General features: G+C 66.8%; 16 protein-coding genes and 1 riboswitch. Of the genes, 8 read left to right on the top strand and 8 right to left on the bottom strand.

The window, feature by feature from the left end; translation table 11 throughout:
- Window positions 1–52: 52 nt before the first annotated feature.
- Window positions 53–2920 (bottom strand): aminomethyl-transferring glycine dehydrogenase, encoded by a 2868-nt coding sequence (gene gcvP, locus VN11_RS16325; protein WP_053450496.1) that lies wholly within the window; start codon window positions 2918–2920, stop codon window positions 53–55.
- Between the two features lie 62 nt (window positions 2921–2982).
- A riboswitch (glycine riboswitch) is annotated at window positions 2983–3085 on the bottom strand.
- A gap of 300 nt (window positions 3086–3385) precedes the next feature.
- On the opposite strand from gcvP, the gene VN11_RS16320 reads away from it, so the two are divergent.
- From VN11_RS16320 to VN11_RS16310, 3 genes are all read left to right on the top strand, one after another.
- Window positions 3386–4612, top strand: a complete 1227-nt coding sequence (locus VN11_RS16320; protein WP_053451363.1) for a multidrug effflux MFS transporter — start codon at window positions 3386–3388, stop codon at window positions 4610–4612.
- Window positions 4613–4753: 141 nt separating this feature from the next.
- Window positions 4754–5650 carry a siderophore-interacting protein gene (locus tag VN11_RS16315; protein ID WP_053450495.1) on the top strand — a complete coding sequence of 299 codons (897 nt, stop codon included), beginning with the start codon at window positions 4754–4756 and terminating at the stop codon, window positions 5648–5650.
- Between the two features lie 82 nt (window positions 5651–5732).
- Window positions 5733–6125 (top strand): hypothetical protein, encoded by a 393-nt coding sequence (locus tag VN11_RS16310; RefSeq protein ID WP_053450494.1) that lies wholly within the window; start codon window positions 5733–5735, stop codon window positions 6123–6125.
- Between the two features lie 126 nt (window positions 6126–6251).
- Here VN11_RS16310 and VN11_RS16305 read toward each other — a convergent pair whose 3' ends face one another.
- From VN11_RS16305 to VN11_RS16290, 4 genes are all read right to left on the bottom strand, one after another.
- The gene (locus VN11_RS16305) at window positions 6252–8216 is read right to left on the bottom strand and encodes a M2 family metallopeptidase (RefSeq protein ID WP_053450493.1); all 1965 of its coding nucleotides are present in this window, start codon (window positions 8214–8216) and stop codon (window positions 6252–6254) included.
- A gap of 613 nt (window positions 8217–8829) precedes the next feature.
- Entirely contained in the window at window positions 8830–10479 is a 1650-nt protein-coding gene (locus VN11_RS16300; RefSeq protein ID WP_053450492.1) for a phosphoethanolamine transferase, read from the bottom strand.
- Entirely contained in the window at window positions 10476–11228 is a 753-nt protein-coding gene (locus tag VN11_RS16295; protein WP_053450491.1) for a phosphatase PAP2 family protein, read from the bottom strand. Before VN11_RS16295 ends, VN11_RS16300 begins: the two co-directional genes overlap by 4 nt.
- Window positions 11229–11339: 111 nt before the next feature.
- Window positions 11340–13070 carry an ArnT family glycosyltransferase gene (locus VN11_RS16290; RefSeq protein WP_428992456.1) on the bottom strand — a complete coding sequence of 577 codons (1731 nt, stop codon included), beginning with the start codon at window positions 13068–13070 and terminating at the stop codon, window positions 11340–11342.
- 103 nt (window positions 13071–13173) lie between these two features.
- Here VN11_RS16290 and VN11_RS16285 point away from each other — a divergent pair, with 103 nt between their 5' ends.
- Complete coding sequence (locus VN11_RS16285; protein WP_053450489.1) at window positions 13174–13887, top strand: response regulator transcription factor; 714 nt, start codon at window positions 13174–13176, stop codon at window positions 13885–13887.
- A complete protein-coding gene (locus VN11_RS16280) occupies window positions 13874–15160 on the top strand; it encodes a sensor histidine kinase (RefSeq protein WP_053450488.1) in 1287 nt (428 codons plus the stop codon). Before VN11_RS16285 ends, VN11_RS16280 begins: the two co-directional genes overlap by 14 nt.
- Window positions 15161–15207: 47 nt before the next feature.
- On the opposite strand, the gene VN11_RS16275 is transcribed toward VN11_RS16280, so the two are convergent.
- Window positions 15208–15597 (bottom strand): VOC family protein, encoded by a 390-nt coding sequence (locus VN11_RS16275; RefSeq protein WP_053450487.1) that lies wholly within the window; start codon window positions 15595–15597, stop codon window positions 15208–15210.
- Between the two features lie 133 nt (window positions 15598–15730).
- Here VN11_RS16275 and VN11_RS16270 point away from each other — a divergent pair, with 133 nt between their 5' ends.
- Window positions 15731–16981, top strand: a complete 1251-nt coding sequence (locus VN11_RS16270) for a DUF819 domain-containing protein (protein ID WP_006462580.1) — start codon at window positions 15731–15733, stop codon at window positions 16979–16981.
- 185 nt (window positions 16982–17166) lie between these two features.
- On the top strand, window positions 17167–18297 hold the full coding sequence (locus VN11_RS16265; protein WP_053450486.1) for a DUF3103 family protein: 1131 nt from the start codon (window positions 17167–17169) through the stop codon (window positions 18295–18297).
- Between the two features lie 524 nt (window positions 18298–18821).
- Here the strand turns inward: VN11_RS16265 and VN11_RS16260 are convergent.
- On the bottom strand, window positions 18822–19046 hold the full coding sequence (locus VN11_RS16260) for a YbdD/YjiX family protein (RefSeq protein ID WP_005410613.1): 225 nt from the start codon (window positions 19044–19046) through the stop codon (window positions 18822–18824).
- Window positions 19046–21127, bottom strand: a complete 2082-nt coding sequence (locus tag VN11_RS16255) for a carbon starvation CstA family protein (protein ID WP_053450485.1) — start codon at window positions 21125–21127, stop codon at window positions 19046–19048. Before VN11_RS16255 ends, VN11_RS16260 begins: the two co-directional genes overlap by 1 nt.
- A 215-nt stretch (window positions 21128–21342) precedes the next feature.
- On the opposite strand from VN11_RS16255, the gene VN11_RS16250 reads away from it, so the two are divergent.
- A complete protein-coding gene (locus VN11_RS16250) occupies window positions 21343–22194 on the top strand; it encodes a pirin family protein (RefSeq protein WP_053450484.1) in 852 nt (283 codons plus the stop codon).
- Window positions 22195–22224: the final 30 nt, after the last annotated feature.

Here is a 22224-nt window from a genome sequence, read left to right as displayed (position 1 = left end):
GAAAAAACGGCCCGCTTGCGCGGGCCGTTTTCATTTCCGATGGATCGAAGGCTTACGCCTCGACTTCATCGTCCTTGTAGGCATCGACCGGGATGCAGGCACACATCACGTTCTTGTCGCCGTACACGTTGTCGACGCGCGCTACCGGCGGCCAGTACTTGCTCTGCTTCAGGCTGGCCAGCGGGAAGGCGGCCAGTTCGCGCGGGTAGGCGTGGGTCCACTCGCTGGCGGTCACTGCGGTGGCAGTGTGCGGTGCGTTCTTCAGCGGGTTGTCCTCGCGGTCCAGGCGGCCGTCTTCGATCGCGCTGATTTCCTCGCGGATCTGGATCATCGCGTTGATGAAGCGATCCAGTTCGTGCAGCGATTCGCTCTCGGTCGGTTCGACCATCAGCGTGCCGGCCACCGGGAAGCTCAGGGTCGGGGCGTGGAAGCCGAAGTCGATCAGGCGCTTGGCCACGTCCTCGGCACCGATGCCGCTGGTCTTTTCCAGCGGACGCACGTCGAGGATGCACTCGTGCGCCACCAGGCCGTTGCGGCCGGTGTACAGGGTCTTGAAGTGCGGGGCCAGGCGCTTGGCGATGTAGTTGGCGTTGAGCTGCGCGACCTGGGTGGCCTTGCGCAGGCCTTCGCTGCCCATCATGGCGATGTACATCCAGCTGATCGGCAGGATCGAGGCGCTGCCGAAGCTGGCCGCGCTGACCATGCCGACCGGGCCGTGGTCACCCAGCTTGCCCGGCAGGAACGGGGCCAGGTGCTCCTTGACCGCGCACGGGCCGACGCCCGGGCCGCCACCGCCGTGCGGGATGCAGAAGGTCTTGTGCAGGTTCAGGTGCGAAACGTCCGAACCCCACTTGCCCGGCTTGGCCACGCCGACCAGCGCGTTCATGTTGGCACCGTCGGTGTACACCTGGCCGCCGTGCTTGTGGATGATCTCGCAGATCTCCACCACCTCTTCCTCGAACACGCCGTGCGTGGACGGGTAGGTCATCATGATCGCGGCCAGGCGGTCGCTGTACTTCTCGGCGTTGAGGCGGATGTCTTCGACATCGACGTTGCCGTTGGCGTCGGTCTTGGTCACCACCACCTTCATGCCGCACATCTGCGCCGAGGCAGGGTTGGTGCCATGCGCCGAGTCCGGAATCAGGCAGATATCGCGATGACCTTCGCCGCGCGAGCGGTGGTAGGCGCGGATCGCCAGCAGGCCGGCGTATTCGCCCTGCGCGCCGGAGTTCGGCTGCAGGCTGACCGCGTCGTAGCCGGTGCACTCCACCAGCATCGCTTCCAGCGTATCGATCAGTTCCTTGTAGCCCAGCGCCTGGTCGGCCGGCACCAGCGGATGGATCTGCGAGAACTCCGGCCAGGTCACCGGAATCATCTCGGCGGTGGCGTTGAGCTTCATGGTGCACGAGCCCAGCGGGATCATCGTGCGATCCATCGCCAGGTCCTTGTCGGCCAGCGAACGCAGGTAGCGCAGCAGCTCGTGCTCGCTGTGATGGGTGTTGAACACCGGGTGGGTGAGGAACGCGGACTGGCGCTGCAGGCCGGCCGGCAGCGCATCGGCGGTGCTGGCATCCAGTGCGTCGACATCCAGTGCGGCACCGAATACGGCAGCCACGGCAACGATGTCGGCGCGGGTGGTGGTCTCGTCCAGGCTGATGCCGACCGAGTCGCTGTCGATCGCGCGCAGGTTGTAACCGGCGGCGCGGGCCTTGGCGTGGATCTCATCGGCGTGCACGCCGGTGACATGCAGGGTGTCGAAGAAGTCGCCACCGACCTGCACGCCGGCCGTGCGCAGCGCCGCGGCCAGGATCGAGGCCAGGCGGTGGGTGCGGCGGGCGATGCGGGTCAGGCCGTCCGGGCCGTGGTAGACGGCGTACATCGACGCCATCACCGCCAGCAGCACCTGCGCGGTGCAGATGTTGGAGGTGGCCTTCTCGCGGCGGATGTGCTGCTCGCGGGTCTGCAGGGTCAGGCGATAGGCCGGGTTGCCCTGCGCATCGACCGAGACGCCGATCAGGCGGCCCGGCATCGAACGCTTGTAGGCATCACGGCAGGCCATGAAGGCAGCGTGCGGGCCACCGAAGCCGAACGGCACGCCGAAACGCTGGCTGTTGCCGACCACGATATCCGCACCCCATTCGCCCGGGGCGGCCAGTAGGGTCAGCGCCAGCAGGTCGGTGGCCACAGCCACCAGGCCGCCGCGTGCGTGCACGGCATCGACCAGCGCCTTGTAGTCGCCGACCTGGCCGAAGGTGTCCGGGTACTGCAGCAGCAGGCCGAAGGCTTCCGCTTCCAGCGCTTCGGCCGGGGTGCCGACGCGCAGCACGATGCCCATGGGCTCGGCGCGGGTGCGCAGCAGTTCCAGCGTCTGCGGGTGCACGGCGTCGTGCACGAAGAAGGTGTCCGACTTCGACTTGGCCGAACGCTTGGCCAGGGTCATTGCTTCAGCGGCGGCGGTGGCTTCGTCCAGCAGCGAGGCGTTGGCGATTTCCATGCCGGTCAGGTCGGCGCACAGGGTCTGGAAGTTGATCAGCGCTTCCATGCGGCCCTGCGAGATTTCCGCCTGGTACGGGGTGTAGGCGGTGTACCAGGCCGGGTTTTCCAGGATGTTGCGCAGGATCACGTTCGGCGTGTGGGTACCGTAGTAGCCCTGGCCGATGAAGCTGCGCAGCACGGTGTTCTTGTCGGCGATCGCACGGATCTTCGCCAGTGCCTGCACTTCGGTCATCGATTCGGGCAGTGCCAGCGGTGCGGGCGACTTGATCTTGGCCGGCACGATGGCATCGGTCATCGCATCCAGCGACGCGTGGCCGACGACGTCGAGCATCTGCGCGATCTCGGCATCGTTGGGGCCGATGTGGCGCTCGACGAACGCGGAATGGTGCTCGAGCTCACGCAGGGAAGGGGTGTTCTGGGACATGGCGAAGGATCCGTCAGGAAAGGGCACACGCACGGGCACAAGCCGCCGGTCGGCGGTCTGCGGGGCGCCCCTCTGTCCTTTTGCCTGAGAGTTTGGAAGTGCGGCTGGCCGCAGCTTCGTGCCCCTTCGGCGCCGGATCGAACCGGTCTCTCCAGAGTTGTGTTACGGGTGGTATCGGGCCTGAGCGATTACGGGCGTTGCGCCTTCGGCAGCGGTGTTCCGCTTCTCCCACCGTGTTGCCTGCCGATTATAGCCCGTCGCGGGCCCGTGGGCCGCCCCCGGCGGGTGCGGCCGCGCCTGAATGGCCGATGGCCCGTCCGTGCGTTTTGTGCACTGCTGCATGGCATCGGGCGCAATCCCCACCTATGATGAGCGGATACCCGAATTCATCTGGCGCCGTCCCTGCTGCAGGGGGACCGGCGCCCGCCGTGCGTGCCACGCATGGCCCTGCCGGACGCCTTCCCCATGACCGCCGCTGTTGCTCCTTCCACCCGCCGCATGGCCCTGCTGCTCGCCGGCCTGGCCATGTTCGGTCCGTTCTCGATCGACACCATCTTCCCGGCCTTCCCGCAGCTGGCCCAGCGCCTGGCGGTGGACGAGGTGGCGGTGCAGCAGACCATCAGCGTGTACCTGCTGTTCTACGGCCTGATGAGCCTGGCGCACGGCCCGCTGTCCGATGCCTGGGGCCGCAAGCGGGTGATCCTCGGCGGCCTGGTGGTGTTTGTCGGCGCCTCGGTCGGCTGCGCGCTGTCCACCGACCTGACCACGCTGCTGGCGTTCCGCGCGCTGCAGGGCCTGTCGGCGGGTGTCGGCATGATCGTCGGCCGCGCGGTGATCCGCGATCTCTACCACGGGCATGACGCGCAGCGGCTGATGAGCCAGGTGTCGATGCTGTTCGGCATCGCCCCGGCGATCGCGCCGATCATCGGCGGCTGGATCCTGCTCAGTGGCGCGGGTTGGCCGCTGATCTTCTGGTTCCTGGTGGTGTTCGCACTGGTGCTGCTGGCGGCCACCGCACGCTTCCTGCCGGAAACGCATCCGGTCGAGGCGCGGGTGCCGCTGTCGCCGCGGGTGCTGATGCGCGACTACGTGCGCATCGGCTTCAATCCACGTTTCCTGCGCCTGGCGCTGGCCGGCAGCATCGGCTTCGGCGGCATCTTCCTGTACATCTCCTCGGCGCCGGTGTTCGTGATGCAGCATCTGCATCTGGGCGAGGGCGGATTCGCCTGGCTGTTCATTCCGACCATCGGCGGCATGACCACCGGCTCGTTCCTGTCCGGGCGCATGGCCGGGCACGCCACGCCCACCCGCCAGGTCGCCATCGGTTTCGCGCTTTGCGCATTGTCGGCACTGCTGAACGTCGGCTACGTGGCACTGGCGCCGCAGTTCGTGCTGCCGTGGGCGGTGCTGCCGATTTTCCTGGGTGGCATGGGCATGGCGCTGATCTTCCCGATCCTGGCGCTGGCGGTGCTGGACATGTACCCGCATCAGCGTGGCCTGGCGTCTTCGCTGCAGGCCTTTGCGCAGCTGATGATCAGCACCGTGGTGGCGGGCGTGGTATCGCCGCTGCTCAGTGCCAGCCCGTTGCACCTGGCACTGGGCCAGGCCGCCTTTTTCGCCCTCGGTTTCGTGTTCTGGTACTGGGAACACCAGCGCGAACGCGTGGCGCAGGCAGCCTGCACGGGCCATTGAGCAGCGCGCAGGGGTAGGGCGGGGCGCGATGCCTGCAACCCTTGCGACCGAACACCACCGGATTAGGCTGGGGACTCCAGCCAGCCGGTGCAGGGGTGCACGACAGCCAGCCGATCCAATGTCGTTGCATGAGGTTCCCCCATGGCTGCGCAGCAGACCTACCGCCTGTTCGAGGTGGCGCTGAAAGAGCGCCGCGTGCTTTCCCCTTCGCTGGACCGCATGGTGTTCACCGGTGCCGACGTGGCACGGATGAAGACCGAAGGCCCGGACCAGCGGATCAAGGTGTTCTTCCCCTTGCCCGGCCAGGACCTGCCGCAGGTCCCCAGCGGCGAGGACTGGTACCCGCGCTACCGGGCCCTGCCTGACGACCAGCGCCCTCCGATGCGCACCTACACCATCCGCCAGCTGCGCGCTGAGCAGGGCGAGGTCGACGTCGATTTCGTCATCCACGGCGTGACCGGGCCCGCCTCGCGCTGGGCCATGCATGCACGCCCGGGCGACCGTGTGGTGCTGCTCGCTCCGGATGCCGACTGCGCCGACAGCAGCGAAGGCTGGGAATGGAAGCCGACGGCCGGTGTGGGCCAGGTGCTGCTGGTGGCCGACGAGACCGCGTTGCCGGCCGTGGCCGGCATCCTGGAGGAACTGGCCGCGCTGGCGGACCCGCCACGCACGCTGGCCCTGCTGGAAGTCGCCCAGGCCGGTGATGCGGTGCCGTTGACCGCGCCGGCCAGCGCCGAACTGGTCTGGCTGCCGCGCGGGCAGGCGGCCTACGGCCAGCCCCTGCTGCAGGCGGTGCAGGAACGCCTGGCAGCGGCCTCGAGCGTGGCCGCCGGCGATGAGCTGGAGGAGATCGACGTCGATGCGCAGATCCTCTGGGAGCAGGCCGATGCCAGCGTGGCCGGGCCGCTGTACGCATGGGTGGCGGGCGAGGCCGGGGCCGTGATGGCGATCCGCCGGCATCTGGTCCGCGACTGCGGGCTGGACCGCCGCGCGATCACCTTCATGGGCTACTGGCGGCACGGCAAAGTACTGGACTGATCGTGCGGGATTGAACGTGCGTGAAGTGGCCCGGCGGGCGGGGTGCGCTATCCTTGCGCCCCCCTCGCCGCGGTACCGCACCATGTCCACCAGCTCCAAGACCCGCCGCGACCAGCGCCGTCGCCAGGAAAAGCAGGCCGCCAACAAGGTTGCAGCCCAGGCCTCGCCGGTGGAGCCGCATGCCGAACTGCGCGACGCGCAGCGCACCCTGCTGGCCGGGGTCGTGCGCCGTGACGGCGAATGGGTGCTGGGCATGGACGGCCGCATCGCTGGCCACAGCGAGAGTGCTGCGCAGGTGCTGGCGCTGATCATGCAGGCCGGTGAACTGCACGAGCGCAACGGCACGCCGGTGCGCCTGATGTACTCCGATGCGCTTCGCGATGCCGCGCAGGCCGAAGCGAAGGAGAAGGGTCAGACCTTCGAGGAATTCAAGGCCGAGCTGGCCGCGGCGATGGCGGCGAAGAAGAACAGCTGATCGCACACATCCTGTAGAGCCGAGCCATGCTCGGCTTGCCGTGCGCAGCACGGTGGAAAAACAGCCGAGCATGGCTCGGCTCTACAACACGGCAAAGGGGCGGATCCTTGCGGATCCGCCCCTCTTTCATTTCGCCGCAGGGGCCGCGTTGGCCTGCCAGCCGCACATCTGGCCTTCGTTCTGCTGCTTCAGCCACTCGTTGACCGGGGTGAAGTACTCGATCATCGGGCCGGCATCGAGCTTGTCGGTGCCGGTCAGTTCCTTCAGCGTGGCCTGCCACGGCTGGCTGGCACCCTTGCTCAGCATCGCCCAGTACTTCTGGCCGGCTTCCTTGTTGCCGTAGAAGGTGCACTCATGCAGCGGGCCCTTGTAACCGGCCGCATCGCACAGGCCCTTGTAGAACTGGAACTGCAGGATGCGCGCCAGGAAGTAACGGGTGTACGGGGTGTTGCCCGGCACGTGGTACTTCGCGCCCGGGTCGAAGAACTCTTCGCCACGGGTGCTGGCCGGGGCCACGCCCTGGTACTTGGCCTTCAGGTCCCACCACGCCTTGTTGTAGTTGTCGGCGGTGATCGAACCGTCGAACACGCCCCAGCGCCAGCGGTCGATCATCAGCCCGAACGGCAGGAACGACACGCCCGACAGCGCCATGCGCATCTGGTTGTTGATGACCGCCTCGCGACTCTCGGTCGGCGCATCGACCAGGCCGATCGAGCTGAGGTACTTCGGGGTCATCGCCAGCACGATGGTGTCGCCGATCGCTTCATGGAAGCCATCGTTGGCACCGCCCTGGAACAGCGGCGGCAGCGGGTTGTAGGCCAGGTCGTAATAGATGTGGCCCAGCTCGTGGTAGATGGTGGTGAAGTTCTCTTCGTTCGGCTTGATGCACATCTTGGTGCGCACATCGCCTTCCATGTTCATGTCCCAGGCGCTGGCGTGGCAGACCACGTCGCGGTCATCGGGCTTGATGAACTGGGTCTTTTCCCAGTACGACTGCGGCAGCGAGGGCATGCCCAGCGACACGTAGAAGTCCTGCGCGCGCTCGGTCATCTGCCTGGCGGTACGCAGTTCGGCCTCGCGCTGCGCCTTGTACTGCGCGGCCACGTTGGCGTCCTTGCCGGCCTTGGCCAGCGCGGCGCTCAGGTTGCTCTGGTACTGCTTTTCAAGCGCTGCGGTGATGTCCAGGCTGCCGGCACCGGGGTACGGTTCCAGCTGGTCCCACAGGTTCGACCAGTCCTGCTGCCACATGTTGCCCAGCAGGTGCGCGGCGATCAGGCCATTGCCCACTTCGGCCTTGTCCTTACCGTAGGTCTTGTCCAGCTTGCCGCGCGCATAGCAGTGCAGCTGCTCGTACATCGGCTTGACCTGTTCCCACAGGCGGTCGGTTTCCGGGCCGATCTGCTCCGGCGGCATGTCGTAGCCGCTGCGCCACATCTGCCCGGCATCGGTGAAGCCCATGCCCTTGGCACCTTCGTTCACCAGGCCGACGAACTTCTGGTAATCGCCGCGCATGCTCTTGGTGGTGCTGTGCCAGCCCTGCCAGGCATCGAGCTGCTTGTCGTAGTCGCGGCTGCGCGCCAGCACCTGCTCCAGTTCGCCCAGCTGGCGGCAGGAGTTCGGATCGTTGGCGTCGGTGCAGTACTTGCCGGCACCGTAGCTGCCTTCCATGCGGGTGGCGATCTGGGTCAGCTCAGCCAGCTTGGCCGGGTCGCGCGGCGCCGGCATCGAGGACATCAGCTTCAGCAGGTGGATGGCGCGCTTGCTGTCCTCGCTCATCGGCTTGCCTTCGAACTTGGCGGCCTGCTCGATCCAGCTGTTGAGCTGGGTCAGCGAGCGCTCGTTGGCCTTGGCCGCGATGCGTTCGGAATCGCTGTTGATGTAGGTGGAGGACAGCCACTGCGCCGAGGTCATCTCCGGGTAGGCGGCCTTGAATTCGGCATTGATGCGGGCCACGAACTGGTCGGCGGTTTCGCCGGCCGGCGCGCTGGGGCTGGCGGTCTCGGTGCCGGGCGACGGTTCCTTCTTGCAGGCGACCAGGGCCAGCGTGGCGGCGGCGATAGCCGAGGCCAGCAGGAGATGGCGGTGTTTCACGGGCGGTCCTTGGGTGGTGAACGACGGCCGAAGGCTAGTGGGCAGCCGCTGCCACCGCAAGTGGCGGAAGTCGGTTGGGTTCGGCAGGGCGGCGCCCTGCACCCGCAGAAGCAACGGCAAAGACCGAAGCAACAGCAGAAGCGGGCTATCCGTGGGATGGCGGGGCGGTGTGGGCTTGCAGGACACGCCGTAAACCCATCCATGGGGGCTCGATGGCGCCATCCATGGCGCCAACGGTCCTGCAAGCCCACACCGCCCCACCTCTGACAGATCGCGGCGGCCGTTGGTGGGTGTCGACCTTGGTCGACACATCTGTCAGATATCGAAAATCAAATTTGAATCAGATCTACCGTGTCGACCAAGGTCGACACCCACCAGAGCAGACTGCCGTTCCAACAGATCGCGGAAAACTGTCGAAGGCGGGGTGGGTCCGGTGGCGGGAGTGTCCGCGGCATGGATGCCGCGGCCAAGCCCCCAGGGATGGGTTTACGGCGTCTCCCGCCACCGGACCCACCCCGCCATCCCACGGAATGCACGCTGTTGCTGTTGCTTCGGCCGTTGCGGTTGCAGTTGCCTCTGCAGGTGCAGGGCTGCAAGCCCTGCCGAACAACCCTCACCCTTCGCAGTTGGCGAACACGTCGCGGTCGCGCTCGTACAGCGAGGTCTTCACCTGCATCAGGCCCAGCACCGACGGGAACAGGTTGTCATGGTCGGCATAGGCCGCCGAACGCTTGCGCACGCACTGCAGGTCCAGACCGCGGCTGCTGGCGAAGCCCGGCGAGAACCACATCGTCATCGGCACGCGGGTCTGCTCGGCCGGGGCGATGGCGTAGGGCACGCCGTGCAGGAACAGGCCCTTCTCGCCCAGTGACTCGCCGTGGTCGGACAGGTAGATCATCGCCGTGTCGTAGTCCTGCAGGCCCTGCAGCGTGCCGATCGTCTTGCTCAGGAAGTGATCGGTGTACAGCACGGCATTGTCGTAGCTGTTGGTGATCTCCTCGCGCGAGCAGCGGCCGATGTCACGGGTGTCGCAGGTCGGGGTGAAGCGGCGGAATGCCTGCGGATAGCGCTCGAAGTAGGCCGGGCCGTGGTTGCCCAGCTGGTGCAGCACCACCACCCGGTCGCCGGGTTTGGCGCGCACCTGGGTGGCCAGGTCCTGCAGCAGGATCTCATCCATGCAGCGGCCATCGGCGCACAGCCCCGGCGTGGTCGCGTCGGACAACGACTGGAAGTCCAGGCCTTCGCACACGCCCTTGCAGCCGGACTGGTTGTCACGCCACAGCGGTGCGATGCCGGCACGGTTCAGCACATGCAGCAGCGACTGGTGCGCGCGGATCTTCTTCTCGTCGTAGTCGTGGCGGCCCCATGGCGAGAACAGGCACGGCAGCGAGACTTCGGTGCTGGTACCGCACGAGTGCATGTCCGGGAAGTTGATCACTGGCGCCTGCGCCAGTTCCGGCGTGGTGTTGCGGCCGCCGTTGAGGCCCCAGTTCTGCGCGCGCACGGTCTCGCCCATCACGATCACCAGCAGGCGCGGCTTGCTGGCCGGTGTACGCGGGGTGGCCTTGGCGTCGGTGCCGATCGGCAGCTTCGGCGCGCGCTGCACCGGATTGTCGCCACGCAGCGCACGCGGCATGCCCAGCAGCACGTTGGCCGGGGTGGCGAGATAGCGTACTTCGCGCTGGTTGCGCATCAGCGCCGAGACGTCCTGGAACGAGATCAGCGCGCCGCCGACCGCGGTCACCGCTGCCACCACCAGGAAGCCGAGGCGCCACAGCAGGCTGCGTCCCCAGCATCGGCGGCGCAGCTGCACACGCCACAGCACCACCATCGGCAGCACCGCCAGCAGCAGCACCGGCCACACCAGCGACACCGTCATCAGTTCGCGGCTTTCCTTGGGGTCGGTCGCCAGCACGTTGCGCAGCATGTCCGCATCCAGGTAGATGTGGTAACGGCTCATGTAGTGCGCGGCGAATGCAGTCACCAGCAGCAGCAGGCTGATCACCACCTTGGCGTTCCAGCGCCAGACCAGGATGCCGAGCAGTACGCCGTGCGTACCCAGCAGCAACAGCAGCAGCGAAAGGGCGTAGCGCAGGCTGCCCGGATGGCTGGCCATCGCGCTGTGCCAGAACAGGCCGTTGCCGGCCACCGCGAAGAACAGGCTGGTCAGCGCGATCAGTGCTTCGGTGGACAGCTGCGGCCGCCAGCGGAGGACGCTTGCCAGGGCCGGCAGGCGGGTAGAGCGTTGGACCGATGCGCTCATGCGTTTGCCTCCTGGCGGTGGGGACGGTCCAGCTGACGGCGGATCAGGACATACAGGCCCAACGAAAGCAGCCAGCACGTCAAGGCCGTGGCAACGTCATGCGAAAGGAAGTGCGCACCGCGCAGCTGCTGGCTGATGCCGAACACCAGGCCGCTGCCCAGGCCGATCCACAACCCCGCCCAGCGCCACGACGGCCGCCACAGCAGGGCGAAGAAGTACAGGCAAAGCCAGGCGTAGCCCGCGCTGGCGTGCCCGGCCGGGAAACACGCCTGCGGCGCCATGCCGGCCGGGCGCAGGGTGAACAATCCGATGAAGGGCTGGTGGCCGCCATAGCGCAGCAGGTCCCACGGGCATTCCATCGGCACCAGCGACTTCAGCAGGGAGATCACTCCGGTGCCCAACGCCATGGCAACAACGACATAAAGCAGCGCCCAGCGCAGGGTCCGGTCACGGCCCTTGCGCCAATGGTGGAAGCACAACAGGATCGCCACCAGCGCGGCTGCCGTGCTCATCCACTTGCCGGCCTTGTGGACGAGCGTGCGGGTGACCCAGGCGTCCTGCAACGCCCAGTGGCCACCCTCAAGGCGGAACAGGTGGTCGGCGACCCACTGATCGCCACCGAAGCCCATCAGCAGCGCGAACACGGGCAGGCCGATGGCGACAGGCAGCCAGAGGTGGGTTACGGCAAATCTTGACGCCAGCGGCGATGTCGCAAGCGGCGCTACCGAATCAATGGGACGGACGGGCATGCTGGGAAAGGGCGGTTCGGGAATCCGCGGCCATGCTCGTCACCTGGATGTCGGAGAAGGGTCGGACGCTCGTTCGTGCCGGGTTAATGCTTGCCGGGCACGAGCCAACGTTCAGTCTTCTTCGGCGGTCGACCCGGCCCGCTCGGCATGGCATTGCGGGTCCCAGGCGGTACCCGGAAGCAGCTGCCAGCGATTGCGGTTTGCCACGCCGATGTCGATCACCTTGGCTGGGTCCACGCAGGGGCTCATCGCATCGTCCAGTACCAGCAGCCAGCGCTTGTCCGGCGCTTCGGCCAGCCACGGGCCGGCATCGTGCCATTGCTCGGGCCAGGGGCGCTTGAAGCCGAACTCGCGCACCGGGCGGTCGGCCTGCAGCAGGTTCTGTTCGCGCCAGGCCACCAGCGCCAGTTCGGCATCGGGGCCGATCCGTGTGCCAACCCGGCGCATCAGCGCCGATGCCGATGCATAGGGATCCAGCGCCGGAATCAGCACCAGTCCGTACAGCATCCACAGCATGCCGTGGGTCAGCAGCACCAGTGTCGCAGCGCGCCGTACCCGCAGCCATACGATCAACGTGGCCAGGGCGATGGCGAAGGTCAGCAGACCGTCGCCGAGCACCGGTAGCAGGGTGTCAGGCATGGCCCGGCGCTCCAGCTGCGCCACCGCCCACGGGTGTTCGGTCATCAGCATCACGCCGAGCACGCCGGTGGCCAGCATCAGCACCACGCTGTAGCCGAACAGGTAGCGGCGCACGCACAACCGGCGCAGCAGGCCCGGCAGCAGCGGTGCGACGGCCAGCGCCATCGCCGGCAGCATCGGCAGCAGATAGACCTCGCGCTTGCCCGGGCTGGCACTGAAGAACACCAGCACCAGCAGCGCCCAGCCCAGCAGCAGCCACTGCCGGCGGTCGCCACGGCGCAGGCGGCGCCACCACGGCTTGAACAGCAGCGGCAGCAGCAGGCTGCCTGGCAGCCACAGGGTGAGGATCACCTGCAGGTAGTACCAGACCGGCTGGCGGTGATGCCAGGCGTTGGCGTAGCGGGTGCCGGTCTGCTTGAACAACAGCTCATGCGCGTAGGCCTGAAGCTCGGCGCTGGGCGCATGCAGCAGGGCCCAGCCCAGCGGTGCCAGCCACACTCCCACGCCCAGCAGGAAGGCCGGGATGAGCCAGAGCAGGCTGGCCGGATGCGGGCCGTCCACCACATGGCCACGGCGACGCTGGTACAGCCACCAGCCGAACCAGGGCAGCACCATCAGCAGCGGCAGGAAACCCACGCCCTTGGTCACCGTGCCGACACCGGCGGCGAAACCGGCCAGCCACAGGGTGGGCAGGTTGCGTCGCTCGCACAGGTGGCGCATCAGGCCCCACAGGGCCACCGTGGTCATGCCCACCAGCACCATGTCGATCTGCGCGCGCTTGGCCATCAGGCCGAACTGCAGGGTGCAGAACAGCGCAGCCACTGCGTACAGCGAATGCCGGGGGGACCACAGGCGCCGCGCCAGGTCCGAGACCAGCCACAGGCTGAGCAGGGCACCCAGCAGCGAGGGCAGCAGGAATGACCATTGCCAGCTGCCCACCACCTCGTAGGCCGCCGCCTGCAGCCACATGAACACCGGAGGCTTTTCCGCATACAGCTCGACGCCACGGTGGGGCAGCAGCCATTGCCCGCTCTCGACCATGGTGCGGGCAGCCAGCACGAAGCGGGGCTCGTCCGGTGGTTGCGGCTGGCGCATGCCGATACCGGCCGCCAGCGCGGCAATGATCAGCAGCCACAGCAGGGGCAGGCGCCAACGACGGGGCAGGGCTACGGGCACGGCGGGCTCCGGGAGCAAAACAGCCATTCTGAGGCGGCGGGGGTGGGAAAAGCGTCGGAGGTGGCCAAGGCGACCGCATTCCGACATGGGCAGCGCTACCATGTTACGAACTTCCGTGGATGTTTCGTGCATGCGTCTGTTGGTGATCGAGGACAACCGCCAGCTGGTGGCCAACCTGTTCGACTATTTCGAGTCGCGCGGGCATGTGCTGGACGTGGCCCCGGATGGCATCACCGGCCTGCACCTGGCCGGCAGCCACCCCTACGATGCGGTGATCCTGGACTGGATGCTGCCGCGCATGGAGGGGCCGGAGGTGCTGCGCCGCCTGCGCGCCGAGCACGCCTCGGAGGTGCCGGTGATCATGCTGACCGCACGTGACGAGCTACCGGACAAGATCGCCGGCTTCCGCGCCGGTGCCGACGACTACCTGACCAAGCCGTTCGCCCTTCCCGAGCTGGAGGTGCGGCTGGAGGCGCTGCTGCTGCGTGCGCAGGGCCGCAATCCGCGCAAGCGGCTGCAGGTGGGCGACCTGGTGCTGGACCTGGCCACCCTGGAGGCGCAGCGCGGCAGCCAGGTACTGCATCTGTACCCGGCCTGCCGCAAGCTGCTGGAAGTACTGATGCGTGCCAGCCCCGGTGCGGTCACCCGCCAGCAGCTGGAATTCGCTTTATGGGGTGACGAGCCACCGGATGGAGACCTGTTGCGTTCGCATGTCTACGAACTGCGCCGCAGCGTCGATGGCCCGTTCGCTGACAAGCTGATCCACACCCTGCCGCGGGTCGGCTACCGGCTGGCCGTGACTTCGGCCAACGATCCGGCCAGGGAAGACGATGAAGGCGCGTAAGCCGGGACCGCTGTACCGGCGCGTGGTGTGGTGGTTGCTGGGCTACCTGGCGCTGTTGTCGATCGCGGTGTTCAGCGTCGGCAACTACGTGCATGAGCACGCCGAGCATGCGGCCTGGCGCGCGCTGCTCAACTCCGAACTGGACAGCATCGTCGACCATACCGAGCACGAGCCGCATTACCGCTGGCAGGACTCGGACACGCTCAGCCTGTTCCGTTTCGATGAAGGCAACATGCCCGAGAGCGTGCGCACGCTGCACCCGGGGCTGCACGATGGGGTACCGATCAAGGGGCGGCAGACCGCCGTGATGGTGCGCGACACCGGCTCGATGGGGCGGGTGGCACTGGCGCTGGACATCTCCGACTTCCATGACCTGGAGCAGTTCGCCACGCGCTGGGTGATGCTGGCCGGGGTGATCATGATCTTCGTCACCGTGCTGATGGCTTCGTTCGGCATGGAGCGGATGGTGCGTCCGCTGAGCCTGCTGGCCCAGCATATCGGCGCGCTGCGGCCGGGTGTGCAGGGGCAGCGCATCAACGTGGACCCGCGCGGCAGTTCCGAGTTGCATACCATCGCCGATGCGTTGAACGACTACCTGGACCGCAACGAGCAGTTCGTCGAGCGTGAGCGGGTGTTCATCAGTACCGCCAGCCATGAGCTGCGCACGCCGATCGCGGTGATGACCGGCGCCGCGGAACTGGCACTGGAACAACCGGGCCTGCCGGATCGGGCGCGCCAGCAGATGCAGCGCGTGCTGCGTACGGCGCAGAGCGTTGAGCAGCTGATCGAGCTGCTGCTGGTGCTGGCACGCGATCCGGCGCGACTGGCCGCTCGCGCCGAGCGCATCGCGCTGGACCAGTTGCTGCCCGAGATTGTCGATGACCACCGCCACCTGCTTGGCGACAAGGACCTGAGCATCGGCATCCAGGCCGCGCCGGTGGATATTGTTGCGCCGTTGGCGGTGGTACAGGCGGCGATCGGCAACCTGTTGCGCAACGCCATCGAGAACAGCGGCCGTGGCCATATCGAACTGCGACTAAGTTCGTCGGCAGTGCTCACCCTGCAGGACCCGGGGCACGGCATGAGCCCGGAGGAGATCGCCGCGATTCACGCGCGCATGGCCCGGGGCGACCGCGCCGACCGCGGTGGGGGCATCGGCCTGGACCTGATCGCGCGCCTGTGCGAACACCTGGGATGGACCCTGCGGCTGCAGCCCTGCGAAGCGCGAGGTACGCGCGCCACCCTGGATTTCAGCGCTTCGCGCCCGACCTGATCCGGCTGTCCTGGTAGATGCCAACCTTGGTTGGCATGCTGTACGTGTTATCGCCTGTCCGGGCGCGCCACGTGCTGGTCGATCAGGATCACATTCCCATCTGGATCGGCCAGCTGCAGGTAGCCGGTGCCCTGGCCCTCAGGGTCGGTACGTACTGCCAGCTCGATGCCCTTCGAGTCCAGCTCGGCCTGGAGTTCACGCACGTCCTGGAAGTGGGGCAGTTCCTGCCTGTGCTGGTCCCAGCCGGGATTGAAGGTGAGCAGGTTGCCCTCGAACATGCCCTGGAACAGTCCGATCACCGTGCCGTTGCTGCGCAGTACCAGCCAGTTCTGTGCCGGGTCGCCACCAGTGACCGAGAAGCCCAGGGCTTCGTAGAACGCGCGGGAGGCGGCCAAATTCTTCACCGAGAGGCTGACCGAGAAAGCGCCGAGCTGCATGGGGAGGCTCCCGGAGAGGATGGGGTCGTGGTCGGCACTGCAGCATGACCCGGCGTGAAGACAATGTTAATCTCGACCTGCGCCGCCTTATGCGGCGCTTTTTTTTCCGCTCTTTCGATCGACAGAGGATCCCATGCCGACCGAACCCGCTACTGCCCTGATCAGCAACGACATCGTTGGACTGGGCCTGATTGCCGCCACCCTGGCCCTGATCTTCTGGGCTGCCAGCGGCCCGACCCCCTTGCTGAAGAAGATCTTCGCCTGGGTGCCGGCACTGCTGCTGTGCTACTTCATCCCCGCCATCTACAACACCGCCGGTGTCATCGACGGCCACAACACCTCGCTGTACAACCCGGTGGCACGTGATGTGCTGCTGCCTGCCGCGCTGGTCCTGCTGACCCTGTCGATCGATCTCAAGGGCATCGCCAAGCTCGGTCCGAAACTGCTGATCGTGTTCTGTGCCGGTACCGCCGGCATCATGCTCGGCGCCATCGTCTCGTTCCAGCTGATGAAGCTGATCCACCCGGAAACCGTGGCCGGCGACACCTGGGCCGGCATGGCCGCACTGGCTGGCAGCTGGATTGGCGGCGGCGCCAACATGGTCGCCATGCGCGAAGTGTTCGGTACCGATGCCACCACCTTCGGGCAGTTCGCGGTGGTCGACGTGGCCTGCGCCAGCCTGTGGATGGCGATCCTGCTGTTCCTGGCCAACCGTGCGCAGCAGATCGATACCCGCAACGGTGCCGATACCCGCGCCATCGACGAGATGAAGGCCCGCATCAGTGCCTACGAGGCGCAGAATGCGCGCATTCCCAGCATGACCGACCTGATGGTGATCGTCGGCGTGGCGCTGGGCGGCGTCGGCCTGGCCCATGCGATTGCGGCGCCGCTGTCGGGCTGGTTCAAGGCCAACGTCAGCTGGGCCAGCCAGTTCAGCCTGGACAGCCAGTTCGTGTGGGTGATCCTGCTGTCCACCGCAATGGGCCTGGGCCTGAGCTTCACCCGCGCACGCCGGCTGGAAGCGGCGGGTGCCTCGCGGCTGGGCACGGTGTTCCTGTATTTCCTGATCGCCTGCATCGGCATGCAGATGAACCTGCTGTCGCTGCTGGATCGTCCGTGGCTGTTCCTGCTGGGTGCGATCTGGATGGCCACGCACGTGCTGGTGCTCTGGATCGTTGCCAAGCTGCTGCGTGCACCGTTGTTCTTCTTCGCGATCGGCTCGCAGGGCAACATCGGTGCGGCGGCTTCGGCGCCGGTGGTGGCCGCGGCGTTCCACCCCACGCTGGCCCCGGTGGGCGTGCTGCTGGGCACGGTGGGCTATGCCACCGGTACGGGCCTGGCGTATGTCACCGGCTTGATCCTGAAGTGGATGGCCACCGGCTGAGCCGGGCCACACCTGGCATCGTGATCCCGTGTAGAGCCGAGCCGATGCTCGGCTCTTTTTTTGCAGGCCGCAGGCGGAACTGTGCGGTACATACCGAATCGTATGGTGATCGCGACGTAGCGTAGGCAGCACCTGTCGCTCATCCGCAGCGACGTTGCCTGGGGGCTGGAATGACGCATCGACGGATGATTGGGGGGACCACGCTGCTGGCACTGCTGTTGGCCAGCGCCGGGGCAGCTGCGCAAGGCGATGCTGCCGCGCGCGGTGCTCAGATACAGGCCGTAACCGAGGCCAGTGCGCGTGAGGTGGCGGGATTGATTGCCCAACCCGGCTTCGCCGAGGCCGTGCGCACCACGCTGGCGGCCTCACCGGAACGGGGCGTGGCACTGGACGCCGTGATGGAGCGCTTCGACCCGGGCGTCCGCACCCAGGCCAGCGTCTCGCTGGCCAGCAACGATCAGCAGCTGCGCCAGGCCAAGGGCTTGCCAGCGCAGGGCGAGGGGCTGCTGCAGCTGCGCGCCTACGTGCCGGACGGCCAGTCGCTGGCTGACATCGCGCCACGCCAGTTGTGGGTGGCCAGCCTGCCACGGGGCAATGATCGTGACTGGACCACGCTGACGGCCTACGACGCGCGGGGCCGCGCGCATGTGCTGGACGCACGGCAGGCACCGGCATTCCCGGTCTTGATCGTCGATGTCGATACCCGCCGCTCGGTGCAGGAGGGCATGGCGCTGGTCAACGCCGGCCTGCGCGCACGGGGCCTGCAATCGCCCGAGCGCATCCAGCTGTCGGCCGATGGCGCGCGTGCATCACTGGACATCACCCGGCTGGACCGCATCCGCCTGGCCGACGACCAGGAGCCGTGGGCACTGGGCGCGGCGGAGGTGTTCGCGGTGGTGTCCGGGCTGCAGATCGGCAAGGCGGAGCCGGAGATGGCCACGGTCGACATGCCCTACCTGGACCATGACAAGACCGACTACACGCCGCAGCAGGCGCTGGTCCTGTGGGGCAACTATCGGTTCAACGCCGCCAACGTGCAGTTGTTCGAGGATGACGGTGACACCAACTACCAGGACCTGCTGGTGGCGTTGAGCAACGGTGTGAAGGCAGCGCTGGGTGCGTTCGCACCGGAGTATGCGGTCATCGCCGATATTGCCGGCGCGATCCTCAAGGCGATGCCGTCGTCGTGGTTTTCCAACGACATCGATTACCTGGACAGCTTCTATCTTGTCCAACGCGGGCAGGCGTACACCGATCGCATGGGAGCAGCGAACAACGCCAAGGTCACGCTCACTCCCATTACCCTGGTGGAGTAGGCCAGCAGGGCTTGCAGCCCTGCACCCGCTTCAATCAACGGCAACGTCAAAAGCCGAAGCGGCATTCCGTGGGTTGGCGGGGCACTGTGGGTGTGCGGGGACGCCGTAAACCCATCCATGGGGGCTTGGTCGCCGCATCCATGCGGCTCACACCCCGCACACCCACAGTGCCCCGCCTTCGACAGGTTCACGCGGCTGTTGGTGGGTGCCGACCGTTGGTCGGCACATCTGTCAGATATCGATAAACAAAATGGGGTCAGATCCGTTTCCTTCGGGAAACGGATCTGACCCCGCATGTGTCTCGCCGTCACCGGCAATCTGTCAGAGGTGGGGCGGTGTGGGCTTGCAGGACCGTTGGCGCCATGGATGGCGCCATCGAGCCCCCATGGAAGGGTTTACGGCGTGTCCTGCAAGCCCACACCGCCCCGCCAACGAAACAGAAAACCCAGAGCCGACGCCTCAGCAGTTGCAGTTGCACCGGCCTCTGCGGGCGGCGGGCTGCAAGCCCGCCACCCACTTTCACCTCAGCAGCATCGACCGCCATTGCGGCCGCCATATCGCGCTTCCTGCCGCTCACGGAAGAACGTCTTGTAGTCCATCGGCTCCTGGTCCGGATGCTTTTCCAGCATGTGCCGGACGTAGTTGTCGTAATCAGGAATGCCACAGCACAGGCGTGCGGTCTGCACCAGGCGCCGCCAGATGCGGCGGTGCGCCTGGTACTGGCCGGCGGGAACCAGTTGCGTGCTCATCACAGATCCACCATTTCATGCGGCTTCAGCGCCACGTACGGGGTCTCGCGGTCGCTGCGCTGCGGGTTGCGGCGGGCGGCCAGGATGGTCTTGATCGAATACACCAGCACCGCCCCCACCACCAGCAGGAACAGCGCGGTCAGCCCGGTATTGACGTAGGCGTTGACCACGATCTGCTTCATCTGCGCCACCGACTTGGCCGGCGCGGTGATGGTGTCGCTGGCAAGCGCCGCCTGGAACTTGTGCGCCTGTGCCAGGAAGCCCTGCGCCGGGTTGCTGTCGAAGATCTTGATGAAGCCGGCGTAGGTGGTGCAGATCAGCAGCCACACCGCCGGCACCGCGGTGACCCACGCGTAGCGGTCACGCTTCATCTTGAACAGCACCACCGTGCCCAGCATCAGCGCGATGCCGGCCAGCATCTGGTTGGAGATGCCGAACAGCGGCCACAGGGTCTGGATGCCACCGAACGGATCGACCACGCCGGTGTACAGCAGATAGCCCCACAGCGCCACGCAGCCGGCGGTACCGATGATGTTGGCGGTCCACGACTCGGTCTTCTTCAACGCTGGCACGAAGTTGCCCAGCAGGTCCTGCAGCATGAAGCGCCCGGCACGGGTGCCGGCGTCCACCGCGGTCAGGATGAACAACGCTTCGAACAGGATCGCGAAGTGGTACCAGAACGCCATCATTGCGTCGCTGCTGCTTGGAATCGCCTGGTGCAGGATCTGTGCGATGCCCACTGCCAGTGTTGGCGCGCCACCGGCGCGGTGCAGGATGGTCGGCTCGCCGATTGCTGCTGCCGTGGCGGTCAGCTGTTCCGGGGTGATGGTGAAGCCCCAGGTATTGGTGATGTAGTGCGCGGCTGACACCACATCCGGGCCGATCACCGCCGCCGGGCTGTTCATCGCGAAGTAGATGCCCGGATCGATGATCGAAGCCGCCACCAGCGCCATCACGGCCACGAACGATTCCATCAGCATGCCGCCATAGCCGATGTAGCGCATGTGCGCTTCATTGGCCAGCAGCTTCGGCGTGGTGCCGGAGGAAATCAGGGCATGGAAGCCGGACACCGCACCGCAGGCGATGGTGATGAACAGGAACGGGAACATGCCGCCCTTCCACACCGGGCCGTCACCGCTGGCGGCGAACTGGGTCAGCGCCGGCATCTTCAGTTCCGGCATCACCACGAGGATGCCGATGGCCAGCGCGATGATCGTACCGATCTTGAGGAAGGTCGACAGGTAATCACGCGGTGCCAGCAGCAGCCACACCGGCAGCACCGAAGCGACAAAGCCATAGCCGATCAGCATCCAGGTGATCTGGGTGCCGGTGAAGGTGAACGCCGGGCCCCAGGTCGGGTCGGCCGCGACCTTGCCGCCGAACCAGATCGCGGCCAGCAGCAGGATCAGGCCAACGATCGAGATCTCGCCGATCTTGCCGGGGCGGATGTAGCGCATGTACACGCCCATCAGGATCGCGATGGGCATCGTTGCGATCACCGTGAACATGCCCCAGGGGCTCTCGGCCAGTGCCTTGACCACCACCATCGCCAGCACGGCCAGGATGATGATCATGATCAGGAAGGCGCCGAACAGGGCGATGGTGCCGGGCACCTGGCCCATCTCCTCGCGCACCAGGTCACCCAGCGAACGTCCGTTGCGGCGGCTGGACAGGAACAGGACCATGAAGTCCTGCACCGCACCGGCCAGCACGACGCCCACCACCAGCCACAGCAGGCCGGGCAGGTAGCCCATCTGCGCGGCCAGCACCGGGCCGACCAGCGGGCCGGCGCCGGCGATGGCGGCGAAGTGGTGGCCGAACAGCACGTGCTTGTTGGTCGGCACGTAGTCCAGGCCATCGTTGTTGATCACCGCCGGGGTGGCCCGGGTCGGATCGAGCTGCATCACCTTGTTGGCGATGAACAGGCTGTAGAAGCGATAGGCGACGAGGTACAACGACACCGCCGCGACGACGATCCACAGGGCATTGATGTGTTCGCCGCGACGCAGCGCAACGGTGCCCAGACAGAACGCGCCGAGCAGAGCGAGTACCGCCCAGCCCAGTTTGGAAAACCCTTTCATGAGGTGCTCTCTCCCGGAAAGACAGACAAAGAGTCCTGCTTGCCCTCGACACGGTCAATTGGCACAGGACGAATCTGCGGTAGTACTTTGGTCGTACGAAGGGAATGCTGACGTGCAGCGAACATCAGCGATGGAACAATCGGTTGCGGAGCCGTCCATTGGCGTCCGGCCGTGTGGCGTCCATCTTCAGGGGCATCCATCCAACAGGAGTCGCCATGAGCTTTCCCGAACCGGTCCGCGTACTGCGCACCATCCGTGGCATGCCCACCTCCGATGGTGCCGGCGTGCGCCTGACCCGCGTCATCGGTGGCCCGACGCTGCCCGACCTGGATCCGTTCCTGCTGCTCGATGAATTCGGCACCGACCGCGCCGAGGACTACATCGCAGGTTTCCCGGAGCATCCGCACCGTGGTTTCGAGACGGTGACCTACATGCTCGACGGGCGCATGCGGCACCGCGACAACCACGGCAACGAAGGCCTGCTGACCCCGGGCAGCGTGCAGTGGATGACGGCGGGGCGCGGCCTGGTGCATTCGGAGATGCCCGAACAGGAAAGCGGGCAGATGCGCGGTTTCCAGCTGTGGGTGAATCTGCCGGCGAAGGACAAGATGACCGAGCCGAAGTACCAGGAGTTCGCGCCCGAGCGCATTCCGCGGGTGCAGCCGGCCGCCGGCGTGGAGGTGAAGGTGATTGCCGGCAGCGTCGACGGTACCCGCGGGCCGATCGTGCAGCCGGCCACCGATCCGCTCTACCTGGACATCACGCTGGCGCCCGACCGCGCCTGGACCTACGCACTGCCGGAAGGGCACAACGCGTTTGCCTATGTATTCGAAGGTGCGATGACGGTGGGCGAGCAGGACGCCGCGCGTGACGTGGCGCGCCAGGAACTGGCGGTGCTGGGCGGTGGCGAGCAGCTGCACATCTCGGCCGGCCGCGATGGCGCGCGGTTGATCCTGGTGGCCGGTCGTCCGCTGCGCGAGCCGGTGATGCGGCACGGCCCGTTCGTGATGAACACGCGGCAGGAACTGATGCAGGCCTTCGTCGATTTCCAGGAAGGCAGGTTCTGAGGTAGTGCCGGCCGCTGGCCGGCAGCAGCC

The organism is Stenotrophomonas maltophilia (genome assembly GCF_001274595.1).
In the GTDB taxonomy this organism is placed as follows: Bacteria; Pseudomonadota; Gammaproteobacteria; order Xanthomonadales; family Xanthomonadaceae; genus Stenotrophomonas; species Stenotrophomonas forensis.
This window is presented reverse-complemented; position numbering and strand designations above follow the sequence as displayed.